The sequence below is a fragment of the Pseudomonas sp. SWRI68 genome, assembly GCF_014269165.1.
In the GTDB taxonomy this organism is placed as follows: Bacteria; Pseudomonadota; Gammaproteobacteria; order Pseudomonadales; family Pseudomonadaceae; genus Aquipseudomonas; species Aquipseudomonas capeferrum.
Map to the genome: position 1 here is coordinate 191,916 of NZ_JABWRU010000002.1, position 22,927 is coordinate 214,842.

Here is a 22,927-nt window from a genome sequence, read left to right on the forward strand (position 1 = left end):
GATGAAGATCCTCACCTGCCCCTTGAACGGCCCGCGCAACATCAGCGAATTCACCTACGGCGGCGAGTTCAAGCTAATGCCCGACCCGGCCCGTTGCAGCGACGTCGAATGGGCCGACTACGTGTTCAACAGCGACAACCTTGCCGGCGTGGTCACCGAATGGTGGCTGCACAACGCTTCCAGCTACTGGTTCCTGGCCGAGCGCCACACGGTCAGCGACCAGGTGCTGCGCACCTTCGACCCAAACGAAATCTTCGACCGCCGTGTCGAGTTCACCCCAGCCGCCAACCCGGAGATAGCCGGATGAACAGCCTCACTCGCCTCCCCGCCCCCATGGGCCTTTTGATCGACCGCGAGCGGCCGCTGCGCTTTATCTTCGATGGCCAGGCCTGCCAGGGCTTTGCGGGCGACAGCATCGCCAGCGCACTGCTCGGCAGTGGCCGCTGGCTGCTGTCGCGCTCGTTCAAGTACCACCGCCCGCGTGGCCCGCTGAGCCTGGCCGGGCAAGATGCCAACACCTTGGTGCAACTGCCCGACGAACCCAACGTGCTGGCCGATATGGAGGCGGCCCGTGATGGCCAGGTGGTCGCAGGCCAGAACTTCAACGATAGCCTGGAGCACGATCGTGACGCCTACCTGGGCAAGTTTTCGCGGTTCATGCCGGTTGGCTTCTATTACCGGTCGTTCTACAAGCCCAAAGGCATGTGGAAGGTCTGGGAGCCGCTGATCCGCAAGAAAGCCGGCCTTGGCGTGCTCGACCTGGGCTTCAAACCGCAGTACCACGACAAGGCTTACCTGTTTGTCGACGTGGCCGTGATCGGCGGCGGCCCTGCTGGCCTGCGCGCGGCGCTGGACGCGGCCTCTGCCGGGGCCAAGGTGCTGCTGATCGAGCAGCAGCCCGTGCTGGGCGGTTCGCTCACCTACGCCCGCTTCGACATTGCCGGCACCCGCGCCACCCGCCTGCGCCAGGCATTGCTCGATGCCGTCGAGGCCCACCCGAACATCCAGGTGCTGCTGCAGGCCACCTGCAACGGCTGGTTCACCGACAACTACCTGCCGGTGATCCAGCACACACGCCTGTACAAGGTGCGTGCCACTCGCTGCCTGGTCACGGCCGGTGCGTTCGACCAGCCGGTGGTGTTCCGCAACAACGACCTGCCTGGGATCATGCTGACCAGCGCCGCGCAACGGCTGATGAAGTTGTACGCGGTCAAGCCGGGGCAGCGTGCGGTGGTCCTCACCGGCCACGACGACGGCTACCTGGCGGCCCTCGACCTGCAAGATCAAGGCGTGGCCGTCGCCGCCCTGGTGGACATGCGCGCGGCGCCGGCAGACGCCGCATTGGCCAGCGAGCTCAAGCGCCGCGACATCCCTCTGCACCTGGGCAGCACCGTTTATGAAGCCCTGCACGGCAAGGGCATGCGCCATGTCAGCGGCGTCGACATCCGCCCCATCACCGGCCAAGGCAAGGTGGGTACGCAAGGCCTGCGCCTGGCCTGCGACCTGCTGTGCATGTCGGCCGGCTACATGCCGGTGTATCAACTGCTGTGCCAGGCAGGCGGCAAGCTGGCATACGACGTCGACCGTGATGCCTTCAGCCTCAGCAACTTGCCAGTCGGTCTGGCTATCGCAGGGTCGGTGAATGGCCGGCATCACCTGGACAACGTGCTCGCCGACGCGACCCGCGCCGCTGCCGAGGCGGTCGCGGCGCTGGGCCTGCCAGCGCCCGCGCTGAAGGCTTTCGGCCCCGAGGCCAAGGTCAACTTCCCCTGGCCGATCTTCCCGCACCCCAAGGGCAAGGACTTCGTCGATTTCGATGAAGACTTGCAGGTGCGCGATATCGTCAACGCCACCCGCAGTGGCTACCGCGACGTGCAACTGGTCAAGCGTTTCTCCACGGTAGGCATGGGCCCGTCCCAGGGCCGGCATTCGGCGCTGCCCACCGCGCGCCTGGTGGCCCAGGCCACCGGGCGCAGCATCAGCGAAACCGGCGTGACCACCGCCCGGCCACCCTTTCAGGCCGAGAAGCTGGCGCATGTCGCCGGCCGTGCCTTCGACCCGTACCGGCAGACGCCGATGCACCGCCGCCATGTGGCGGCGGGCGCGAAGATGATGCCCGCCGGCATCTGGCAGCGCCCTGCCTACTACGGCAAACCCGACGAGCGCGAACGCTGCATGCAGGAAGAAGCCCGCCATGTGCGCGAGAAGGTCGGCCTGATCGACGTCTCCACCTTGGGCGGCCTCGACGTGCGCGGCCACGACGCCGCCGAACTGCTCGAACGCCTGTACACCTTCGGCTTTGCCAAGCTGGCCATCGGCCGCACTCGCTATGCGCTGATGACCAACGAGCATGGCGTGGTGATCGATGATGGCGTGTGCGCCCGCCTGAGCGAGCAGCATTTCTACGTCACCGCCACCACCAGTGGCGTCGACCGCATCTACCAGCAGATGCTCAAGTGGAACGCGCAGTGGCGGCTGGACGTGGACATCACCAACGTCACCGCCGCCCTGGCCGCCGTCAACCTGGCAGGCCCGCTGTCGCGCCAGGTGTTGGCAACGGTGTGCGAGGGTGTGGATCTTTCGGCCGAGGCCTTCCCTTACCTGGGCGTGCGCCTGGGCAAGGTGGCCGGCATCGCGGCGCGCATCTTGCGGGTCGGTTTCGTTGGCGAGCTGGGCTATGAGGTGCATGTGCCGGCGCGCCATGCCGAACGCCTGTGGGACGCGTTGATGCAGGCCGGCGCCGGGCTGGGTATCCGCCCCTTCGGCGTCGAGGCTCAGCGCCTGCTGCGCCTGGAAAAGGGCCATGTGATCATCAGCCAGGACACCGACGGCATGACCCACCCGGCCGAGATCGACATGCAATGGGCAATCGGCCGCAAGAAGCCGTTTTTCGTCGGCAAACGTTCGATCGAGATCCTTGAAGCGCAGCCGCTCAAGCGCAAGCTGGTCGGCTTCACCCTGCCCAAGGGCAGCCCGCAGCCACTGGAAGGCCACCTGGTGCTGGACGGCCCGGACATCAGCGGCAACGTCACCTCCTGCGAGTACTCGCAAATCCTCGGGCAGATCATCGGCCTGGCCTACGCCGGCGCCCATCAGGCCACGCCTGGCATGCACATCCCGATCCGCGTCGAGGGCGGGGTGATGGTCAATGCCAAGGTGGTGCAACTGCCCTTCCACGACCCCGACAACCTGCGCCAGGAACGCTGAGCCATGACCAACTTGAACACGCAAGCATTCCTCTCAAACGGCCCGCAGACCTGCGCGTTGACCGACCTCACCGATTTGCCGCGGGTCGGTTTTAGGGGCAGCGACAGCGCGGGCTACCTGCAAGCGCACGGTTACCATTTGCCATCGCTGCCTAACCAGGCGCTGCGCCAGGACGACGGTGGCTGGGTGGCGCGCCTGTCGGCCAGTGAGTACCTGCTGTTGGGCAGCCTCAGCGACCAGGGCGCGAGGGTGGCCGCGCAAGAGGCCGACTGGGTGCAGGATGCCCAGCGCAACTACCTGCTGCCGCGCCAGGACAGCCATGCCTGGCTGCAGTTGTCGGGGCAGCATTGCAGCGCGGTGATGGCCAAGCTGTGTGGCGTTGACCTGCGTGCACAGGCGTTTCCGGTCGGTGCCGTGGCGCAGACATCGGCGGCGCGGATCAACGTGATGGTGGTGAATGTGGCCAGTGAGGGGGTGCCGAGGTTGCAGATCCTGTTTGATCGGCCTTCGCTGGCGTATTTCCGCGAGGCGATGCTGGATGCCATGGCGGAGTTCGATGGGCGGCTTGTCGGGTGAATCCCCAAACAAGCCCACACGATCAATACAGGCCGTTCAGCACTTGAAGTTGCGCCAATCGCTCCCGTAGAAACTCGACAAACCCCTGCACCGGCCTGGCCACCTGCCGGTGCTGCGGATACACCGCCGACAACTGCAACGCCGGCGGTGTCCAGCCTTGCAGCAGGCTTACCAACCGCCCATCGGCCAACGCCTGCCCGACAATGAAGGTCGGCAGGTACGTCACCCCCATCCCGGCAATCGCCGCGTCCCTTAGCAGCTCGCCATTGTTGGCCCGCATCCGGCCGGTCACCGCGATGGCCTGAGCCTTGCCACCTTGGGTGAACTGCCATTGCACCTGCCGTGAATGCCCATAGGGCAGGCAGTCATGCTCGGCCAGCGCTTCGGGCCGCTGCGGCACGCCTCGCGCGTCCAGATACGCCGGGCTGGCGCAATACACCCGCTCGACGCTGGCAATCCGCCGCGCGATCAGGCTGGAGTCCTCCAGCGCGCCGATGCGCAGGGCCAGGTCGTAGCCTTCGCCGATCAGGTCCACGGCACGGTCGCTGAGGTCCACCTCCACATCCAGCTGCGGGTGCAGGCGCAGAAACTCGGTCAGCAGGCAGCCCAGGTGCGACATGGCAAACGACAGCGGCGCACTCAGACGCAAGGTACCGCGCAGGGCCTGGGCCTGGCCGCTGATGTCGTGCTCCACCTGTTGCACCTCGCCCAGCAGGCGCAGCGCCGACTGGTAGTAGTGCTGGCCGAGCGGCGTGGCGTCCAGGCGCCGGGTGGAGCGGTTGAGCAGGCGCACGCCCAGGCGTTCTTCGAGCTGCATCAGGCGCCGGCTGACCGATTGCTTGGACATGCCCAGGCGGTCGGCGGCAGCGGTGAAGCTGCCGGCTTCCATGACCTGGGCAAAGATACGCATGTCTTCGTAGGGGTTCATTGTCTCGCTCTTGATGACAGTCCGCCGCTTTATAGCGGTTTTCCACCCTCAGCGCAGCTGCATAATGCTTTACATTTCTACGAAAATAACGCCAAGCATCGGCATTACCACGTAAAGCAATTCACTACTGCGATTGACAATAGAATCCCTGACACCATGAGGCCCATTGCTAATTGCATACGGAACTTCAAATACCCTGGAAACTCATCATGATCATCAGGATGCAAGGTGCCGCGCCGAATGAAGAGGCTTGGCCAGATGAGAGGCGTCGTCATACCTGCAATTATCAAGAAGCGAGACTTGAGGCCAAAATCACCTGAAGTCCGCTGTTCTTCCTTCAAGGCGGCACTGCGGCGGAACGAATCGCACATGACCTGATAGTGACGAGACATGGCTATATGCCAATTTATCGCCAGGCCCCCCAGCAACGCCACGACCGGAACAAACATTAACACCAGTCGAACGCCTATGGGCCAACCGCTCAAGTCAATCATAGATAGCCTCGTAGATCTGCTCTCCTAAAAACTCACCAAAAGCTTCGACGCCTTTTGAACTGCCGAACGCCAACCCACCAACAGTGACAATGCCACAGGCAGCTTTACCCCAAGCACCGAATTTACAGACTGCGGATGCAGCCGACTTTCCAGCGGCAGCCCCCACCGCCCCCCCGACAAGGCCTCCTGAAAAAGTACCTGCCTCTGTAAAGCGTAATTTCTTACACTCATCGGTCTCACCTGCACGGCAAGCTTCATGTACTTTCAGGTAGGAAGCACCGGCGCCAAGTCCGATCCCAACCCAACCGCCATACTTCAGATACTTTGAGACCTTTGCCACTTCGTCCAGATGCGTCACGTAACCCGGGATCTGCCCTGGCACACCCGCTTTCTTCCAGTGATGCACCACACTCTTGGTAGAGATCCCGAGATCACGTCGTAAATTATCGTAGCTTCCCAAACCTAGCGATTTGTTCAGAAACGCCGTGCGCAATTGGCCATCCAGTTGCTTGTGGAGCTCCTTGCGCAACGCAAAAAACTCAGGGCTATTTAGATGGCCATGGAGCGCAAATTGGCGTTGGTGTAAAGCTTCGATGCCTTTCAACGTATCCTTCACCTGCGACAGCCCCCGCTCCAGCATGTCCTTGCCCACCCCCATTGACTGACTTGCGCCATTGAGCACCCCGGCAATCTCACCGATGTGCTTCATCATGAAGTTTGCCTCCTCCTCGGAAAGGATCGCCAGCGACGCTCTTGCCTCCTCCGCCACCATAATCAATTCGGCCTCCGCTGCACTGCAGGAAAACCCGCTGTGGGGGCTGCCGAGCACAAAAATTTCACCCGCCTTGAAACCCTCTGGGTACGTAGGATTCAAGCGCTGCAATAACGCCACTGGCAAAGGGCTGTGCGTCGCGCCAAGGCTCTGAAGCACCTGCTCGAACGACATGCTGCGTTGCACAATATGGAAGCCAGGCTCAAGTATCGATGATGAGCCGACGGGAGATGCGTTGTACACTTGAGCAGGACTCTGCCCTGATGAAGGCGCCGAATGGCTGACGGCAGAGGCAGGCGATGCAGCCTGAGCAGGACGGCTGCCAGCCCGGTGCATGGCTGACTGCGCGATGACCCGGTTGCTGCCGTTTGGGCAATCACACTTGACCAGCGCCCCATCGACAACAGCCGGTTTACCTCCGATGACGAAAGCATTCACCCCTTCTACAATGACACCGACCTTCTTGCAGTTCGGGCACTCGGTCGTGGCATCGCCCAGGCGCAGCGCACGTCGGTTGTCCCCCCGGTAGTTCGTACTGCTGGCAATGCAGACTGCGCCTGTGGTGGTGATATCGCCATCCAGCGCTTGCCCTTTTCCATGTATCGATATGCGCGTCATGAATAGCCTCCGGCCTTAGAAAGCTGGAAGCTAGCACTGGAAAAACATGTACAGACCTGGTTCGAGGAAAATCAGAATTACCTTACAAGAACGCCAGTACTCATCCGCTCAGGGCTCGAACCCCTCGACAATGATGACCTCAGCCTTCGCCACGCCTTGGCGATGGCCGCAGGCGTCCTGGTACAGCTCGGACCGGTAACAGGCCAGCGCCTGCTCATACGATTCGAACTCGATCACCACACTGCGCTGCGGCGTCTGCCTGCCTTCCATCGCCTCGCTGCGCCCACCCCGGGCCAGGAACCGCCCGCCGAAAGCCGCAAAGGCGGAAGGCGCACGCTGGGTGTACTGCTGGTACTGCTCAGGGTCGGTCACGTCCACGTGGGCGATCCAATACGCTTTCATCCGCTGATCTCCTGTTGCAAATCTATTTGTGTATGATGGTATACCATAATAATCACCCCATCACAGCGAGCGTGCAACATGGCTTTCAACAGCATCGAAGAACTCCTCGAAGACTACCGGCAAGGCAAAATGGTACTGCTGGTGGACGACGAGGATCGAGAAAACGAAGGCGACCTGCTGATCGCCGCCGAGCGCTGTGACGCCCAGGCCATCAACTTCATGGCCCGCGAAGCCCGTGGCCTGATCTGCCTGACCTTGACCGACGATCACTGCCAGCGCCTGGGCCTGGAGCAGATGGTGCCGGCCAACGGCAGCGTGTTCAGCACCGCCTTCACGGTGTCGATCGAAGCCGCCACGGGCGTTACCACCGGTATTTCCGCGGCTGACCGGGCACGCACCGTGGCTGCGGCCATGGCGCCGAGCGCACGCCCCGAAGACCTGGTACAGCCTGGGCATATCTTCCCCTTGCGTGCCCGCGAAGGCGGTGTGCTGACCCGCGCCGGCCACACCGAAGCCGGCTGCGACCTGGCCCGCCTGGCCGGTTTCAGCGCCGCTTCGGTAATCGTCGAAGTGCTCAACGACGACGGCACCATGGCCCGCCGCCCGGACCTGGAAGTGTTCGCAGCACGGCACGGCATCAAGATCGGCACCATCGCCGACCTGATCCACTACCGCCTGAGCACCGAACAGACCATCAAGCGCATCGGCGAACGCGAACTGCCCACGGTGCACGGCACCTTCCGCCTGGTCACCTATGAAGACCGCATCGAAGGCGGTGTGCACATGGCCATGGTGATGGGCGATATCCGCCGTGAACAGCCCACCCTGGTGCGTGTGCATGTGATCGACCCGCTGCGCGACCTGGTGGGCGCCGAATATGCAGGCCCGGCCAACTGGACGCTGTGGGCGGCGCTGCAGAAGGTGGCCGAAGAAGGCACCGGCGTGGTGGTGATCCTGGCCAACCATGAATCCTCGCAGGCGTTGCTCGAACGCGTGCCGCAACTGACACAGCCGGTGCGGCCTTACCAACGCGGGCAGTCCAAGGTGTATTCGGAGGTCGGTACCGGGGCGCAGATTCTGCAGGATCTGGGCGTGGGCAAGCTGCGCCATCTGGGGCCGCCGCTGAAGTACGCGGGGCTGGCGGGGTATGAGCTGGAGGTGGTGCAGAGCATTCCCTTCGAACCCGGTGTGGAAGGCTGACACCGCCCCTACACCCAACAGCGTTGGGATGTTTGCAGAGGTGGAGTGATGGCCGGTCGCCTTCGCCTCTTGCCAAAAGTTTGGAATACCATAATATGATATCCCGTAGACCTTGAATGTGCAGGCCAGCACCTAGAATCACAATCGGCCACACGACACTTTGTTTTAGCTGCTCCCCGAATACTGTTGGCGGGCGCACCAAAAGCCCCGCCTCGAATAACAAAAGCAACGAGGGCGTAACCATGCTGTTGAGCAAACGTGTAACCGCAGTGCTGTCCGCCAGCCTGCTGACCCTGGCATGTCAGGCCACACAGGCCGCTGACAGCCTGAACTTCGTCAGCTGGGGCGGTACCACCCAGGACGCCCAGAAAGAAGCATGGGCCGTACCCTTCTCCAAATCGACCAACATCAAAGTCGTCCAGGACGGCCCGACCGACTACGGCAAGCTCAAGGCCATGGTCGAGAGCGGCAACGTGCAGTGGGACGTGGTCGACGTCGAAGCCGACTTCGCCCTGCGCGCCGCCAGCGAAGGCCTGCTCGAACCCCTGGATTTCAACACGGTCAAGAAAGACCGCATCGACCCGCGCTTCGTCTCCGATCATGGCGTCGGCTCGTTCTTCTTCTCGTTCGTGCTCGGCTACAACGAAGGCAAGCTCGGTGCCAACAAGCCGGTGGACTGGACCTCGCTGTTCGACACCAAGACCTACCCCGGCAAGCGCGCCCTGTACAAGTGGCCGAGCCCCGGCGTGCTGGAGCTGGCCTTGCTGGCCGACGGCGTCGCGCCTGACAAGCTCTACCCGCTGGACCTGGACCGCGCCTTCAAGAAACTCGACACCATCAAGAAAGACATCGTCTGGTGGGGCGGTGGCGCCCAGTCGCAGCAATTGCTGGCCTCCGGTGAAGCCTCGCTTGGCCAGTTCTGGAACGGCCGCGTCTACGCCTTGCAGCAAGACGGTGCACCGGTTGGCGTGAGCTGGAAGCAGAACCTGGTCATGGCCGACTTCCTGGTCATCCCCAAAGGCGCCAAGAACAAGGACGCGGCCATGAAGTTCCTGGCCAACGCCAGCAGCCCCGAAGGCCAGGCCGATTTTGCCAACCTCACGGCGTACGCACCGGTCAACCTGGACAGCGTGCCCAAGCTCAAAGCCGACCTCGCGCCAAACCTGCCGACCGCCTACGCCCAGGACCAGGTAACCCTGGACTTCGCCTACTGGGCGAAGAACGGCCAGGCCATCGCCGCGCGCTGGAATGAGTGGCTGGTCAAATGAAAGTCGCCATCAACGCCCTGCACAACGCGCAAGGTGCCCCCACGGGCACCGGCGCCCCGGGAACGGCCCCCCGCCGCGTGAGCCTGGGCCAGCGCTGGAAAGGCAGCCGCAACCTGCTGCCTGCCTTGCTGTTTCTTGGCCTGTTCTTCTTCGCCCCGCTGATCGGCCTGTTGCTGCGCGGTGTGCTGGAGCCGGTGCCGGGCCTGGGTAACTACGAGCAGTTGTTCGCCAACTCGGCCTACGCCCGGGTGCTGTTCAACACCTTCTCGGTGGCTGGGGTGGTAACGCTGATCAGCGTGCTGCTGGGCTTCCCGCTGGCCTGGGCGATCACCCTGGTACCCAATGGCTGGGGCCGCTGGCTGCTGAACATCGTGCTGCTGTCGATGTGGACCAGCCTGCTGGCGCGCACCTACTCGTGGCTGGTGTTGCTGCAGAGTTCGGGGGTGATCAACAAGGCGTTGATGGCCATGGGGATCATCGATACCCCGCTGGAAATGGTGCACAACCTCACCGGCGTGGTAATCGGCATGAGCTACATCATGATCCCGTTCATCGTGCTGCCGCTGCAGGCGACCATGCATGCCATCGACCCGATGGTGCTGCAAGCAGGCTCGATCTGCGGCGCCAGCCCATGGACCAACTTCTGGAAGGTGTTCCTGCCGCTGTGCCGCTCGGGGCTGTTCTCGGGGGCGTTGATGGTGTTCGTGATGTCGCTCGGTTACTACGTCACCCCAGCCCTGCTCGGCGGTGCGCAGAACATGATGCTGCCCGAATTCATCATCCAGCAGGTGCAGTCGTTCCTCAACTGGGGCCTGGCCAGCGCCGCCGCCGCACTGCTGGTGGTCATCACCCTGGTGCTCTTCTACCTGTACCTGAAGCTGCAGCCGGAATCCCCGGTCGGCAACGCGAGGTAATCCGCCATGCTCCTGTCACCCAATGCCATGGGCCGCCCGCTGCGTACGGGCTTGTACCTGACCACCGGGGTCATCGCCGCCTTCCTGTTGTTGCCGGTGGTGTTCATCGTGCTGCTGTCGTTCGGCTCGTCCCAGTGGCTGGTATTCCCGCCACCGGGCTGGACCTTCAAATGGTATGACCAGTTCTTCTCCAACCCTGAGTGGATGGACGCAGCCCTGGCCAGCCTCAAGGTCGCCGTGCTGACCACGGTCGCCGCAGTACTGCTGGGCCTGCCCACCGCGTTTGCCCTGGTACGTGGCCGCTTCCCCGGCCGCGAGATGCTCTACGGCCTGTTCACCATGCCGATGATCGTGCCGCTGGTGATCATCGCCGTGGCGGTGTATGCGCTGTTCCTCAAATTGGGCTACACCGGCACGCTGTTCGCGTTCGTGGTCAGCCACGTGATCGTCGCCCTGCCCTTCACCATCATCTCGATCATCAACTCGCTCAAGCTGTTCGACCAGTCGATCGAGGACGCTGCAGTCATTTGCGGGGCCTCGCGCCTGCAGGCGATCTTCAAGGTGACCTTCCCGGCCATTCGCCCGGGGATGATCGCCGGCGGCCTGTTCGCCTTCCTCGTCTCGTGGGACGAAGTGGTGCTCAGCGTGATGATGGCGAGCCCCGACCTGCAGACCCTGCCCGTGAAGATGTGGACCACCCTGCGCCAGGACCTGAGCCCCGTGATCGCCGTGGCCTCGACGCTGCTGATCGGCCTGTCCCTGCTTGTGATGATTATTGCCGCCGCCCTGCGCCGGCGCACCGAAGTCAACGCCTGAGTGCCGGAGAGAACAATAATGAGTGCAGTGATCAAAGACAACGCGCACACCAAGACCCTGGTCAGCCTGCGCGGCCTGAACAAGCACTACGGCGACTTCACCGCCGTGGACAACCTAGACCTGGAAATCCAGGACGGCGAGTTCCTGACCTTTCTCGGCTCCAGCGGTTCGGGCAAGTCCACGACCCTGTCGATGCTGGCCGGTTTCGAGACCCCGAGCAGCGGCGAGATTCTGGTCGAGGGCCAATCGCTGGTGAACGTGCCGCCGCACAAGCGTGATATCGGCATGGTGTTCCAGCGCTACTCGCTGTTCCCGCACTTGAACGTGCGCGACAACATCGCCTTCCCCCTGGCCATCCGCAAGCTTGGCAGCGCCGAAATCAACAAGCGGGTCGACGCCATGCTCAAGCTGGTGCAACTGGAGAAGTTCGCCCACCGCAAGCCTTCGCAGATGTCCGGCGGCCAGCAGCAGCGCGTGGCGATTGCCCGGGCGCTGGTCTACGAGCCCCGCATCTTGCTGATGGACGAACCGCTGGGCGCGCTCGACAAGAAGCTGCGTGAGGACCTGCAGGACGAACTGCGCCAGTTGCACCGGCGCTTGGGCATCACCATCGTCTATGTGACCCATGACCAGGAAGAGGCCATGCGCCTGTCCCAGCGCATCGCTATCTTCAGCCATGGCAAGATTGTCGGGCTGGGCAGTGGTTACGACCTTTACCAGAACCCGCCGAACGCGTTCGTCGCCTCGTTCCTGGGCAACTCCAACTTCCTGCGGATCAAGGCCAGCAGCAACGGCGCGGGCAGTTTCGAGGGCCAGCCTGTGGCGATCCGCCTGACCGCCGGTTTGGCTGCCGGGCAGGAGGCGCTGATCATGGTGCGCCCGGAAAAAGCCTTGGCGCTGAGCACCGCCCAGGCTGCGGCGCAACCCCTGCCGCCCGGCTGGAACGAGGTGGCTGCCAAGGTCGCCGAGGTGCTGTTCCTGGGTGAAAGCCAGACCTGCCATGTGGTCACCGCAGGCGGTACCGAGATGACCGTGAAGGCGCTGTCTGCGGCAGGCATGCCGATGCAGCCCGGCGACACCGTTAACGTGCGCTGGGCGGTGGCCGATGCCTGCGTCTATACCGAGTGGGCAGAAAGTGACCTGAGCAAGTCGGCAGGCGCGCACTGAGGGTGCTGGGGCCGCAAAGCGGCCCTAGGTGACTGTCATATTTCCATCACGCAACCGTCGTAATCTGCCGGGCAACTCTATGCCATAGGTAGCCCGGCATGCCCCGCCTGCTGCTCGCTCTACTCGCCCTGCTGCCGCTATCGGCCCTGGCCGATTCTGCCCATTTGCGCGTGCAGGGCTCCAACACCATCGGTGCTGCGCTGCTGCCGGCCTTGGTCCAGGGGCAATTGCGCTCGCAACAGGCAACCGCCATCGAGCAGGCCCCCGGCGCGCAGGCCAACGAAACCGTCATCACTGCCCGCGACGTGCGCGGGCAACCGTTGCGTATCGATATCGCCGCGCATGGGTCCAGCACTGGCTTCGCTGCCTTGGGCCGTGGCGAGGCCGACCTGGCTGCCGCCTCACGGCCAATCAACGACGCAGAAGTGCGCCAACTGCAGGCCCTGGGCAATTTGCGCGCGGCCAGCGCCGAGCAGGTCATCGGCCTGGATGGCGTGGCGGTGATCGTGCACCCCGACAACCCGCTGCCACAACTGACCACCCGGCAACTGGCGCAGATCTTCTCTGGGCAAGTCCAGCGCTGGGACCAGCTGGGCATCACCGGAGGGTCGATTCACCTTTACGCCCGCGACGATCGTTCCGGCACCTACGAAACGTTCAAGGCACTGGTGCTCGACCCTCATCAGGGCGCGCTGTCGCCCCAGGCCCAGCGCTTTGAGTCCAGTGATGAGCTGGCCGAGCGGGTCAGCAGCGACCGCCAGGCCATCGGTTTCAGCAGCCTGGCCGCAGTGCACGGGGCCAAGGTGCTGGCAGTAGCCGAGGGCGATGCGCCGGCCATGCTGCCGCAGCGCGCGCAGGTGGCCAGCGAAGATTACCCACTGTCGCGGCGCTTGTATTTCTACCTGCCAGCCAATGCCAAACCTCAGGCCAAAGCCCTGGCCGACTTCACCCAGAGCCCGGCGGGCCAGGCCATCGTCGCCCAGCTGGGTTTCGTCTCGCAGCAAGTCAAGGCCCAGGCAGTGCAGCCCCAGGCCGACATGCCGCCGCGCTACCGATCGCTGGCCCAGCAAGCGCAGCGGCTGAGTGTGAACTTTCGCTTTCAGGAAGGCAGCGCCAGCCTCGACAACAAGGCCTTGCGCGATGTGCAGCGGGTGGCCGACTACCTGCGCCAGGCGGGCAAGCTGCAGAGCAAGGCGGTGCTGGTGGGGTTTGGCGACCCCAAGGAAACACCGGGGCGTGCGGCGCTGCTTTCACGCTTGCGGGCGCTGGCGGTGCGCCGCGAGCTGGCACGCGATGGTGTGGACGTGCTGGAAGTGACCGGCATGGGCGATGAGCTGCCGGTGGCCGGGAATGACCAGGAACAAGGTCGCTTGCGCAATCGGCGGGTGGAAGTGTGGGTCTATTGAAGCGCCCGCGCACCAGGCAAAGAAATGTAACAGGTCGGCGTTCGGCATCCCGGGGAAACGCGGCTAGGCTCAAGCCTATGTGATACCGGGCCCCTCTGACGGCTGCCAAGCCGCCATGTCGGATCACTGTTGCCATGCAACGTCGACAATCAAGGAGGGGCTCATGACAGCTCTGCACACATTCCTCACCACCCCGTTTCTCGGTACCAGCACCTGGTTGTGGCTGGTGTTCATGGCCATCGTCATCGGTTTGCTAGTGCTCGACCTGGGCGTGCTGCACCGCCAGGACCGCGAGATCGAAATGCGCGAGAGCCTGCTGCTGTACTCGGGTTATTTCAGCGTCGGCGTGCTGTTCGGGGCCTGGGTCTGGTTCGAGCTGGGCGCGCAGTCGGCGCTGGAGTTCTACACCGGGTTCCTGGTCGAGCAGTCGCTGTCGATGGACAACGTGTTCGTCATGGCGATGATCTTCGGCTTCTTCGCCATCCCCCGCCGCTACCAGCACCGGGTATTGTTCTGGGGCATTCTGGGTGTGGTGTTCCTGCGCGCGATCATGATCGGCGTGGGTGCGACACTGGTGCAGAACTTTGAATGGGTGTTGTACATCTTCGGCGCTTTCCTGCTGTTCACCGGGGTGAAGATGGCGCTGTCGAAAGAAGACAGCCATCTGGACCTGGCCAACAACCCGGTCCTGAAATTCGTGCGCCGGCACATGCGCGTTACCGACCAGATCCACGGCTCGCATTTCTTCGTGCGCCTGACCCCGCCCGGGCACAGCAAGGCGCTGCGCTATGCCACGCCGCTGTTCCTGGCGCTGGTGCTGATCGAACTGGCCGACCTGGTATTTGCCGTCGACAGCGTGCCAGCGATCTTTGCCATTACCCAGGACCCGTTCATCGTCTACACCTCGAACATCTTTGCCATCCTGGGTTTGCGTTCGCTGTACTTCGCACTTTCGGCATTGATGCACCGGTTCGTGTACCTCAAGTATGCGCTGGCGATGGTGCTGATCTTCATCGGCTGCAAGATCTTCTACCACGGCATGGTGGGCAAGGTGCCGGCGTTGCTGTCGTTGGGGGTGACGTTTGGGTTGTTGTTGGGTGGGGTGGTGGTGTCACTGGTCAAGACGCGGGGGGACAAAGCGACGGTGGAGGCAAAATTGCAGCATCTTCCGCCTGAGAAAAGTGACGATGAGCAGAAGGAGAAAGACCCGCAATTGCGGGTCTGACTGACGCGCATCTCATACGTTCTAATGGACCATTGTCGCAGCAGGCATAAGTCAATTATCAAGAAACAAAAATTACTTCATTTTGGAAATTTCTATAACACAAGCTGCGAGCATCAGCCACCCAAAACCAATGATGATAAGCCATGCAGACACAGCCAGCCATCGCTTCAATTTTGGTGGGAAAACTTTTAGCTCGTCAGCATCGAGCTGGCCTCGACGAAGCACAAACCCAGGGAATGTGACAACCCCCCCAATTGCACAAACCAACATGAGCCGCCACTTAAAGCTAGAGCCACCCCATGCAATCTTCAAGCTCTCAATATACGAATTACTTTCAATCGAAGAGCAAACTATCTCATAATTTCGCGTCAAAGCTATATAGGCACTTATCGACACACCTGACAGAGAAATTACAAATGGCATCAATACAAATGATAGCTTTAGCGCAGCAGGCCAAGCATCAATATCAATCACTTGTTGCCCCATAGATGTATTCGCCTGTCCATTCCCCGAGAACTTCACCCCCCTTGCCGCCTACGAATCCTCCGCCCCCAACTACTAAAATACCGCACAATGGTGTCGCAACTCCCCCAGTACCTACGGCGAAAAAAGCACATGCTGTTCCCGCAGCTAAACTCGCAAGTGCAGAGCCTGCTATTCCACCGCTAACGCTGCCGCTGAATTTTCCGGCCTCTACAAAACGGGCGCTTCTACAAGCCTCCGTGTTCCCTGCCTGGCAAACCTCTTTCACATTGAGATACGACGATGTCCCACTGAGTCCAATAGCCGCATTCCCACCATACTTAAGGTACTTGGAAAGCTTCGCCACTTTATCAAGATGCGTCGCATACCCCGGTATCTGCCCCGCCCCACCCGCTTTCGACCAATGGTGCACAAGACTCTTGGTAGAAATATTCAGACTCTTCTTTAAACGTTCATAGTTGCCGAGGTTAAGCTGTTTATTGAGCAGCGCCGCTTTCAACTGAACATCCAGTTGCTGCAACAGCTGGCGCCGCGAGGCGAAAAACTCACGACTGTTCAAATGCCCGTGCCGCAAGAACTCACGCTGATGCAACTGCTCGATCTGGTTCAGCGTGCTCTTGACCTGTTTCAACCCTTGATCGAGCATGTCCTTGCCCACGCCCATCGACTGGCTGGCACTGCTCAGCAAACCGGCAATCTCAGCCTGGTGCTGCACCATGAAGTCGGATTCTGCGAAATCGAGCACCGCCAACGCGCGCCGTGCATCCTGAGCGGCAGCCATCAGCTTGGCCTCCTCGAGGGTACAGGCATCACCATTGTCCGGGTCACCGATGACGAAGATTTCCCCAGCCTTGAAACCTTGCTCGAACGTGGGGTTGAGCCGCTGCAAACGGGAGATCGGCAAGGTGGCGTCGTGCTCGGATAATTGCAGCAGAACCTGAGAAAACGACATGCTTTTGGGCACCACGTAGAAGCCCGGCTCCAACGTGCCTGGCATCGCAGTCACCGCGCCCTGCACGAGGCTTTTCGGATGGGCGCCGGCCGCTGCCTCGGTAGGCATTGCGCGACTGTTCGCAAGTGCCTGCCTGGATAGCGGGGCCGCACCCAGTGGTGCTACGACCCGATTGCTGCCGGACGGGCAACCACACGCCACCAGTGCACCGTCCATGGCCACGGCTTGACCGTTGGAGATGAAGTACCGAACGCCCTCAACGACAGTCCCTTGCTCGCCACAGCGCGGACAAGGCGTCGTTTTGTCCCCCTCCCGAAGCACCCTGCGGCCATTGCTCAAATAACCGAGGCCGGCAGCGATGCAAATAGCACCTGTCGTGGTGACATCGCCATCAACCGCCTGGCCTTTACCACCCAGATTGACACGCATCGGCAAGTACCTTGTGCAAAAAGTAAGGTATCGAAACCTAACAGCTGCAAAGGGCTTTTAGTGCCTGAACGTGAAAACCAGACACTTCCTACACTAAATACACATTTCATTTACAGCTGGTTCTCAAGAGCATTCCACGAGTACGGCACTACAACTTCCTACATCACCCACCGAATTCCCTGATTGTTCAACCCCTCCTTTTTTAGCCAGCATGCGCGTTCTCCGGACAAGGATTTTCCATGCAAAAGCTTACCCTCCCTGACATCACCCAAATACGCATCAACCGCAAGTTTGTCGCCGCAATCACCCTCCCGGTACTAGTCGTCGGCGGCCTCGCTGCATTGTTCAACGCAGTGTTGTTCTACAACGAAGCAGGCCAGATGACCCATGTGCGAACGATATTCGGCGAAGAAAAAGTTGTCGAAGACGTGGGCTATGCAACCCAATGGTTTGGCCGCAGTACTGTCTGGCGCCGGACCATCGGTGTACAGTCGGCGCTGCAAGTGGACGGGCAGGACGAAGCCCGCCGTGGGCACCCTTCGGTAACGCTGGACAACCTGCCCATCGCGTTCCTGGGCAACGTCGACGCCAAGGCCGAATTCAGCACCCAGTTTCGCCTGCCGTCAGGCGACGACTTTCTCAAGATTGCTCAGGAATACCGCACGCCGGACAACTTCCTGCAACGCGCGCTGTTGCCGGCAGTCAAGGAAACATTGCAGGCCACCGCCTCGTTGATGAGCGCCGATGACTACTACGCCGGTAACCGCAGCCACTTCGGCGCCGAATTCGAAAACCAGTTGCGCAACGGCCTGTACCTGACCAGCCGCAAGGAAATTCGTGTGCAGCGCGACAACTATCCGGCTCAGACAGCCATCCTTCAAGCCGGTACAGACCAGGGCAGCTTTGGCGATAACTCTGCGACCCGTTTCATCATCGAGAAGAAACTCGACAAGGACGGCCAGGAAATGCGTAAGCAGCAACAGTTCCGGTTGTTCGGCGTCGAAGTCGTCGATGCTCGGGTGACGCATATCGACCCCAACCCGCAATATCAGGAGCGAATGGTTCGGGTGCAGCAAGCATTGGCCGAACTGGCGGTGGCCCGGCAGAACAGGCTCAAGGAGGAAGAAGAAAAGCAACTTGTCTCTGCCCGCGGCGCCAAGGATGTCGAAGCCAAGCGCCAGGAAAGCCTGCGCCAGCAGATCGAACGCACCACCGCAGCCGAAACCGAGAAGCAACTCACGCTGATCAACGCGGAGCGAGAAAAACGGCGGGCCGAGATCGACAAGCAGACCGCTGAACTCCTGCGTGACAAGGCCCGGGTAAATGCCGAAGCCACCCGAATAACTGCCGATGCCGAGGCTCACGCACGTGAAGCATCGATCAAGGCCGATGGCGCGCTGCAAACCAAGCTTGACGCGCTGGTGCAGATCAATCGCGCCTGGGCCGATGCGGCGGCACGCGCCCCGGTGCCCAACGTGATGATGGGCGGCGGGGCAGAGTCCGGCATCGGTCGCCAGGATGAAATGACCAAGCTCATGAGTGTGCTGGCAACCAAGGCTGCAAAGGATCTGGTGGTGGACCTCAAGACGCCGTGAGCCGTTGAATGCCTTCTGCCCGGCATACGAGCAAGAAGGCCACCGGCTTCATCTTGAACTGCGCAGCATCTCCACCGGCACATACTTGCCGATCTCATATTTGCCAATCGCCGCCCGGTGCACTTTGTCCGGCCCAAGTCAGGGCTTGCCTGGGGGCTGGCCATTACCGGCCCGCACATAAAAAATCTGACAGTTCCCGGCTACTTATATTTTACCAGTGCCCATATAACCAACATCCAAACAGCGCCCCCCAGGCTCAGACACGCTGAAAGAACAAGTCTGCGCTTGAGGCGGAGCGGGAAAGCGGCCAACTCGTTCAAATCCAACCGCCCTGCACGCAATTCGACCCACGGAAATGCTACAAGCCCGCTTACTGTGCATACCAGCATCCATCGCCACTTAAAACCGCTATTCCCCCAAGCACCCTTTACTGTTTGAAAATAAGGATTACTGGTGATGGAGGAGCAGACGACATCGTAATCCTTAGTCAGAGTTGTATATGCACTTATGGCGACTCCCGGAACACCTATTACAAAGGGACTGAGTAAAAGAATAAGCTTTGCCATTGCTGGCCAGCCCGTAATGTCAATCATGGGTGACCTCGTAAATGAATTCTCCCACTGACTCGCCAAATGCTTCACCAGCAGTACTTCCCGCCAGCCCTCCTGTCCCTACTAATACAATCCCGCAGACGGGTATGGCAAGACCTCCCGTCCCTATGGAAATAGCGCCACATAAAGTACCGGCTACCGCACCCATAGCCCCAGAAGCAAGCATCCCTCCGACCAATCCACCTGAAAAACTGCCCGTTTCAGTGAACCGAACCTTCTTGCAAGCAGCAGCCTCACCCGCTCGACATACACCCTGAACTTTCAAGTAAGACGAAGCACCGCCTATTCCAACCCCCACATGTCCACCATATTTTATAAATTTACTAAGTCTCGCAACCTGATCCAAGTGTGTCGCATACCCCGGTATCTGCCCCACCCCACCCGCTTTCGACCAATGGTGCACAAGGCTTTTGGTAGAAATATTCAGACTCTTCTTTAAACGTTCATAGTTGCCGAGGTTAAGCTGTTTATTGAGCAGCGCCGCTTTCAACTGAACATCCAGTTGCTGCAGCAGCTGGCGCCGCGAGGCGAAAAACTCACGACTGTTCAAATGCCCGTGCCGCAAGAACTCACGCTGATGCAACTGCTCGATCTGGTTCAGCGTGCTCTTGACCTGTTTCAACCCTTGATCGAGCATGTCCTTGCCCACGCCCATCGACTGGCTGGCACTGCTCAGCAAACCGGCAATCTCAGCCTGGTGCTGCACCATGAAGTCGGATTCTGCGAAATCGAGCACCGCCAACGCGCGCCGTGCATCCTGAGCGGCAGCCATCAGCTTGGCCTCCTCGAGGGTACAGGCATCACCATTGTCCGGGTCACCGATGACGAAGATTTCCCCAGCCTTGAAACCTTGCTCGAACGTGGGGTTGAGCCGCTGCAAACGGGAGATCGGCAAGGTGGCGTCGTGCTCGGATAATTGCAGCAGAACCTGAGAAAACGACATGCTTTTGGGCACCACGTAGAAGCCCGGCTCCAACGTGCCTGGCATCGCAGTCACCGCGCCCTGCACGAGGCTTTTCGGATGGGCGCCGGCCGCTGCCTCGGTAGGCATTGCGCGACTGTTCGCAAGTGCCTGCCTGGATAGCGGGGCCGCACCCAGTGGTGCTACGACCCGATTGCTGCCGGACGGGCAACCACACGCCACCAGTGCACCGTCCATGGCCACGGCTTGACCGTTGGAGATGAAGTACCGAACGCCCTCAACGACAGTCCCTTGCTCGCCACAGCGCGGACAAGGCGTCGTTTTGTCCCCCTCCCGAAGCACCCTGCGGCCATTGCTCAAATAACCGAGGCCGGCAGCGATGCAAATAGCACCTGTCGTGGTGACATCGCCATCAACCGCCTGGCCTTTACCACCCAGATTGACACGCATCGGCAAGTACCTTGTGCAAAAAGTAAGGTGTCGAAACCTAACAGTTGCAAAAGGGCTTTTAGTGCCTGAACGTGAAAACCAGACACTTCCTACACCAAATACATACTTGTTCAGCCAGCTCATCCGTAGCCAGCATGCGCGTTAATCGGACAAGGAATTCCCGTGCAAGAACTTCCGATTCTTCATCTTGAACTGCGCAGCATCTCCACCGGCACATACTTGCCGATCTCATATTTGCCAATCGCCGCCCGGTGCACTTCGTCCGGCCCGTCGGCCAGGCGCAAGGTGCGCTGCATGGCGTACATGTAGGCCAAGGGGAAGTCACCGCTCACGCCCGCGCCGCCATGCATCTGGATCGCCCGGTCGATGACCTTCAAGGCCACATTCGGCGCCACCACCTTGATCTGGGCGATTTCACTGCGTGCGACCTTGTTGCCCACGGTGTCCATCATGTACGCCGCCTTGAGCGTCAGCAGGCGTGCCATGTCGATTTCCATGCGCGAGTCGGCGATCTTGTCGACGTTGCCGCCCAGCCGGGCCAGAGGCCGGCCGAAGGCAGTGCGCTCGACCGAGCGTTTGCACATCAACTCCAGCGCCCGCTCGGCCATGCCGACCGAACGCATGCAGTGGTGAATACGGCCTGGGCCTAGGCGCCCCTGGGCGATCTCGAAGCCGCGGCCTTCGCCGAGGATCACGTTTTCATAAGGCACCCGCACATTCTCGAACAGCACCTCGGCATGGCCATGTGGCGCGTCGTCGTAGCCGAACACCGGCAACGGCCGCACTATCTTCACGCCCGGCGTATCGGTCGGCACCAGTACCATCGAGTGCTGCTGGTGGCGCGGCCCCTCAGGGTCGGACAGGCCCATGAAGATCATGACCTTGCAACGCGGGTCACACGCGCCGGATGTCCACCACTTGCGGCCGTTGATCACCCATTCATCGCCATCACGCACGGCGGTGGCAGCCATGTTGGTGGCGTCTGATGAGGCCACGTCCGGCTCGGTCATGGCGAACGCCGAACGGATCTCGCCGCGCAGCAGTGGCTCCAGCCACTGGCGTTTCTGCGCCTCGCTGCCATACCGCACCAGCACTTCCATGTTGCCGGTATCCGGTGCCGAGCAGTTGAACGGCTCTGGCCCGAGCAGCGAGCGGCCCATGATTTCGGCCAGTGGGGCGTATTCCAGGTTGCTCAGCCCGGCGCCGTACTCCGACTCGGGCAAGAACAGGTTCCACAACCCCTCGGCGCGGGCCTTGGCCTTGAGCTCTTCCATGATCGCGGTGGGCTGCCAGCGATCACCCTCGGCGACCTGGCGCTCGAACACCGCTTCAGCGGGATAGACGTAGGCATCCATGAACGCAGTGACGCGCTCGCGCAGTGCCTGGACCTTGGGCGAATAGGCGAAATCCATCGGGGCTACCTTCACGGTTCGGAGTACATGGGCCAGAGCCTAGAGCAGCAAGCGCCCATCCACCTAGTCTATTTTCCGCGTGTATAAACATTCATAACCGATATATGATCGGGCAATAATTCCAACAATGAGCGGCGCACATGAACCTCAGCAAGGTCGACCTCAACCTGTTCATCGTCTTCGATGCCATCTACACCGAAGCCAACCTGACCCGCGCCGGGCAGATTGTCGGCATCACTCAGCCGGCGGTGTCCAATGCCCTGTCGCGACTGCGCGAAACCTTCAACGACCCGCTGTTCGTGCGTACCGCGCAAGGCATGGTGCCCACGCCCATGGCCCAGAACATCATTGGCCCGGTGCGCAACGCCCTGGCCCTGCTGCGCACGTCGGTGCAGGAAAGCCGTATCTTCAACCCGCAGCAGGCCAACAAGACCTTTCGCATCAGCATGACCGACCTGACCGAAGCGGTGATCCTGCCGCCGTTGTTCCAGCGGCTGCGCCGCCTGGCACCTGCAGTGCTGATTGAAAGCTTTCTGTGCAAACGGCGCGAAACCACCAAGGAACTGGCGGCCGGGCGCCTGGATTTCGCGGTCGATGCCCCGCTGAACACCGACCCGCAGGTGCGCCACGTCAAACTGATGCAAGACCGCTACGTCTGCGCCCTGCGCCAAGGCCACCCGCTGGCCGACAGCAAACTGACCCTGGACAGCTACCTGGGCATGACCCATATCCATATTTCCAGCCGCCGCAATGGCCTGGGCTATGTTGACCTGGCCTTGGGCAAGATGGGCGTACAGCGCAAGGTTGCCTTGCGCTCACAGCATTACCTGATGGCTTCGCAGGTGTTGCAGCAGACCGACATGGCCATGACCGTGCCCGAGCGTTTCGCCCGCCGTCATCAATTGCGCTACCAGCCATTGCCGGTAGACGTACCGGCGCTGGAAACGCACTTGTACTGGCACGAGAGCACTGACCAAGACCCTGCCAACCGCTGGATGCGCGAGCAGATCATCGAGTTGTGCGAACGGGTGGTGGCCGAGGAAGAACGCGCGCTGGCGCCGGCCTGAGGCGATTGCCAAA

General features: G+C 61.3%; 20 protein-coding genes. 12 read left to right on the forward strand and 8 right to left on the reverse strand.

The genetic code is table 11. The features are described 5' to 3' along the window. The first annotated feature begins 1 nt into the window (after nt 1). Genes HU770_RS04485 through HU770_RS04495 form a run of 3 tightly spaced genes read left to right on the forward strand, consistent with a single transcriptional unit; the run spans nt 2 to nt 3,783 of the window. Nucleotides 2-307 (forward strand): sarcosine oxidase subunit delta, encoded by a 306-nt coding sequence (locus HU770_RS04485; protein ID WP_033698890.1) that lies wholly within the window; start codon nt 2-4, stop codon nt 305-307. Beyond that, nucleotides 304-3,207 (forward strand): 2Fe-2S iron-sulfur cluster-binding protein, encoded by a 2,904-nt coding sequence (locus HU770_RS04490; protein ID WP_186663143.1) that lies wholly within the window; start codon nt 304-306, stop codon nt 3,205-3,207. Before HU770_RS04485 ends, HU770_RS04490 begins: the two co-directional genes overlap by 4 nt. Before the next feature lie 3 nt (nt 3,208-3,210). After that, the gene (locus HU770_RS04495; protein ID WP_186654832.1) at nt 3,211-3,783 is read left to right on the forward strand and encodes a sarcosine oxidase; all 573 of its coding nucleotides are present in this window, start codon (nt 3,211-3,213) and stop codon (nt 3,781-3,783) included. 22 nt (nt 3,784-3,805) lie between these two features. Here HU770_RS04495 and HU770_RS04500 read toward each other — a convergent pair whose 3' ends face one another. From HU770_RS04500 to HU770_RS04515, 4 genes are all read right to left on the reverse strand, one after another. Continuing rightward, on the reverse strand, nt 3,806-4,711 hold the full coding sequence (locus tag HU770_RS04500; RefSeq protein WP_047581006.1) for a LysR family transcriptional regulator: 906 nt from the start codon (nt 4,709-4,711) through the stop codon (nt 3,806-3,808). A 104-nt stretch (nt 4,712-4,815) separates the two neighbouring features. Beyond that, the gene (locus HU770_RS04505; RefSeq protein ID WP_186663144.1) at nt 4,816-5,205 is read right to left on the reverse strand and encodes a hypothetical protein; all 390 of its coding nucleotides are present in this window, start codon (nt 5,203-5,205) and stop codon (nt 4,816-4,818) included. After that, on the reverse strand, nt 5,198-6,595 hold the full coding sequence (locus tag HU770_RS04510) for a PAAR domain-containing protein (RefSeq protein ID WP_186663145.1): 1,398 nt from the start codon (nt 6,593-6,595) through the stop codon (nt 5,198-5,200). The genes HU770_RS04505 and HU770_RS04510 overlap by 8 nt, the downstream gene beginning before the upstream one ends. A 108-nt stretch (nt 6,596-6,703) precedes the next feature. Further along, entirely contained in the window at nt 6,704-6,997 is a 294-nt protein-coding gene (locus tag HU770_RS04515) for a DUF1330 domain-containing protein (RefSeq protein ID WP_186663146.1), read from the reverse strand. Between the two features lie 78 nt (nt 6,998-7,075). Between HU770_RS04515 and ribBA the strand changes: the two genes are divergently transcribed. The 7 genes from ribBA to HU770_RS04550 all read left to right on the forward strand — a co-directional run bounded on the left by ribBA (nt 7,076) and on the right by HU770_RS04550 (nt 14,993). Then, entirely contained in the window at nt 7,076-8,197 is a 1,122-nt protein-coding gene (gene ribBA / locus HU770_RS04520) for a bifunctional 3,4-dihydroxy-2-butanone-4-phosphate synthase/GTP cyclohydrolase II (RefSeq protein WP_033698897.1), read from the forward strand. A gap of 242 nt (nt 8,198-8,439) precedes the next feature. Beyond that, nucleotides 8,440-9,465 (forward strand): ABC transporter substrate-binding protein, encoded by a 1,026-nt coding sequence (locus HU770_RS04525; protein ID WP_033698898.1) that lies wholly within the window; start codon nt 8,440-8,442, stop codon nt 9,463-9,465. Continuing rightward, complete coding sequence (locus HU770_RS04530; protein WP_033698899.1) at nt 9,462-10,379, forward strand: ABC transporter permease; 918 nt, start codon at nt 9,462-9,464, stop codon at nt 10,377-10,379. Before HU770_RS04525 ends, HU770_RS04530 begins: the two co-directional genes overlap by 4 nt. A gap of 6 nt (nt 10,380-10,385) precedes the next feature. After that, nucleotides 10,386-11,195, forward strand: a complete 810-nt coding sequence (locus HU770_RS04535; RefSeq protein WP_186654843.1) for an ABC transporter permease — start codon at nt 10,386-10,388, stop codon at nt 11,193-11,195. 18 nt (nt 11,196-11,213) lie between these two features. Beyond that, nucleotides 11,214-12,362: an ABC transporter ATP-binding protein gene (locus HU770_RS04540; protein WP_186654846.1), complete on the forward strand. Its 1,149-nt coding sequence runs from the start codon at nt 11,214-11,216 to the stop codon at nt 12,360-12,362. A gap of 98 nt (nt 12,363-12,460) precedes the next feature. Next, nucleotides 12,461-13,768 (forward strand): substrate-binding domain-containing protein, encoded by a 1,308-nt coding sequence (locus tag HU770_RS04545; RefSeq protein WP_186663147.1) that lies wholly within the window; start codon nt 12,461-12,463, stop codon nt 13,766-13,768. 163 nt (nt 13,769-13,931) lie between these two features. Next, complete coding sequence (locus HU770_RS04550) at nt 13,932-14,993, forward strand: TerC family protein (protein WP_033698903.1); 1,062 nt, start codon at nt 13,932-13,934, stop codon at nt 14,991-14,993. A gap of 72 nt (nt 14,994-15,065) precedes the next feature. Here the strand turns inward: HU770_RS04550 and HU770_RS04555 are convergent, their stop codons facing one another. Then, on the reverse strand, nt 15,066-15,479 hold the full coding sequence (locus HU770_RS04555; RefSeq protein WP_186663148.1) for a hypothetical protein: 414 nt from the start codon (nt 15,477-15,479) through the stop codon (nt 15,066-15,068). Beyond that, a complete protein-coding gene (locus tag HU770_RS04560; RefSeq protein WP_186663149.1) occupies nt 15,460-16,857 on the reverse strand; it encodes a PAAR domain-containing protein in 1,398 nt (465 codons plus the stop codon). Before HU770_RS04560 ends, HU770_RS04555 begins: the two co-directional genes overlap by 20 nt. A 239-nt stretch (nt 16,858-17,096) precedes the next feature. Here HU770_RS04560 and HU770_RS04565 point away from each other — a divergent pair, with 239 nt between their 5' ends. Next, entirely contained in the window at nt 17,097-18,452 is a 1,356-nt protein-coding gene (locus tag HU770_RS04565) for an SPFH domain-containing protein (protein WP_186663150.1), read from the forward strand. Nucleotides 18,453-19,037: 585 nt separating this feature from the next. On the opposite strand, the gene HU770_RS04570 is transcribed toward HU770_RS04565, so the two are convergent. Together HU770_RS04570 and HU770_RS04575 are read right to left on the reverse strand one after the other, a co-directional pair. After that, entirely contained in the window at nt 19,038-20,435 is a 1,398-nt protein-coding gene (locus tag HU770_RS04570) for a PAAR domain-containing protein (protein ID WP_186663151.1), read from the reverse strand. 182 nt (nt 20,436-20,617) lie between these two features. Continuing rightward, the gene (locus HU770_RS04575; RefSeq protein WP_033698905.1) at nt 20,618-21,847 is read right to left on the reverse strand and encodes an acyl-CoA dehydrogenase; all 1,230 of its coding nucleotides are present in this window, start codon (nt 21,845-21,847) and stop codon (nt 20,618-20,620) included. A 140-nt stretch (nt 21,848-21,987) separates the two neighbouring features. Between HU770_RS04575 and HU770_RS04580 the strand changes: the two genes are divergently transcribed. Next, nucleotides 21,988-22,914 carry a LysR family transcriptional regulator gene (locus HU770_RS04580; protein WP_186663152.1) on the forward strand — a complete coding sequence of 309 codons (927 nt, stop codon included), beginning with the start codon at nt 21,988-21,990 and terminating at the stop codon, nt 22,912-22,914. Nucleotides 22,915-22,927: the final 13 nt, after the last annotated feature.

Bases quoted from the DNA above. Each gene is read 5' to 3' on its own strand.
- HU770_RS04560 (WP_186663149.1), bottom strand. From the start codon at position 16,857: ATGCGTGTCAATCTGGGTGGTAAAGGCCAGGCGGTTGATGGCGATGTC.
- HU770_RS04525 (WP_033698898.1), top strand. From the start codon at position 8,440: ATGCTGTTGAGCAAACGTGTAACCGCAGTGCTGTCCGCCAGCCTGCTG.
- HU770_RS04570 (WP_186663151.1), bottom strand. From the start codon at position 20,435: ATGCGTGTCAATCTGGGTGGTAAAGGCCAGGCGGTTGATGGCGATGTC.
- HU770_RS04495 (WP_186654832.1), top strand. From the start codon at position 3,211: ATGACCAACTTGAACACGCAAGCATTCCTCTCAAACGGCCCGCAGACC.
- HU770_RS04580 (WP_186663152.1), top strand. From the start codon at position 21,988: ATGAACCTCAGCAAGGTCGACCTCAACCTGTTCATCGTCTTCGATGCC.
- HU770_RS04550 (WP_033698903.1), top strand. From the start codon at position 13,932: ATGACAGCTCTGCACACATTCCTCACCACCCCGTTTCTCGGTACCAGC.
- HU770_RS04555 (WP_186663148.1), bottom strand. From the start codon at position 15,479: ATGGGGCAACAAGTGATTGATATTGATGCTTGGCCTGCTGCGCTAAAG.
- HU770_RS04505 (WP_186663144.1), bottom strand. From the start codon at position 5,205: ATGATTGACTTGAGCGGTTGGCCCATAGGCGTTCGACTGGTGTTAATG.
- HU770_RS04485 (WP_033698890.1), top strand. From the start codon at position 2: ATGAAGATCCTCACCTGCCCCTTGAACGGCCCGCGCAACATCAGCGAA.
- HU770_RS04500 (WP_047581006.1), bottom strand. From the start codon at position 4,711: ATGAACCCCTACGAAGACATGCGTATCTTTGCCCAGGTCATGGAAGCC.
- ribBA (WP_033698897.1), top strand. From the start codon at position 7,076: ATGGCTTTCAACAGCATCGAAGAACTCCTCGAAGACTACCGGCAAGGC.
- HU770_RS04535 (WP_186654843.1), top strand. From the start codon at position 10,386: ATGCTCCTGTCACCCAATGCCATGGGCCGCCCGCTGCGTACGGGCTTG.
- HU770_RS04530 (WP_033698899.1), top strand. From the start codon at position 9,462: ATGAAAGTCGCCATCAACGCCCTGCACAACGCGCAAGGTGCCCCCACG.
- HU770_RS04565 (WP_186663150.1), top strand. From the start codon at position 17,097: ATGCAAAAGCTTACCCTCCCTGACATCACCCAAATACGCATCAACCGC.
- HU770_RS04575 (WP_033698905.1), bottom strand. From the start codon at position 21,847: ATGGATTTCGCCTATTCGCCCAAGGTCCAGGCACTGCGCGAGCGCGTC.
- HU770_RS04515 (WP_186663146.1), bottom strand. From the start codon at position 6,997: ATGAAAGCGTATTGGATCGCCCACGTGGACGTGACCGACCCTGAGCAG.
- HU770_RS04545 (WP_186663147.1), top strand. From the start codon at position 12,461: ATGCCCCGCCTGCTGCTCGCTCTACTCGCCCTGCTGCCGCTATCGGCC.
- HU770_RS04510 (WP_186663145.1), bottom strand. From the start codon at position 6,595: ATGACGCGCATATCGATACATGGAAAAGGGCAAGCGCTGGATGGCGAT.
- HU770_RS04540 (WP_186654846.1), top strand. From the start codon at position 11,214: ATGAGTGCAGTGATCAAAGACAACGCGCACACCAAGACCCTGGTCAGC.
- HU770_RS04490 (WP_186663143.1), top strand. From the start codon at position 304: ATGAACAGCCTCACTCGCCTCCCCGCCCCCATGGGCCTTTTGATCGAC.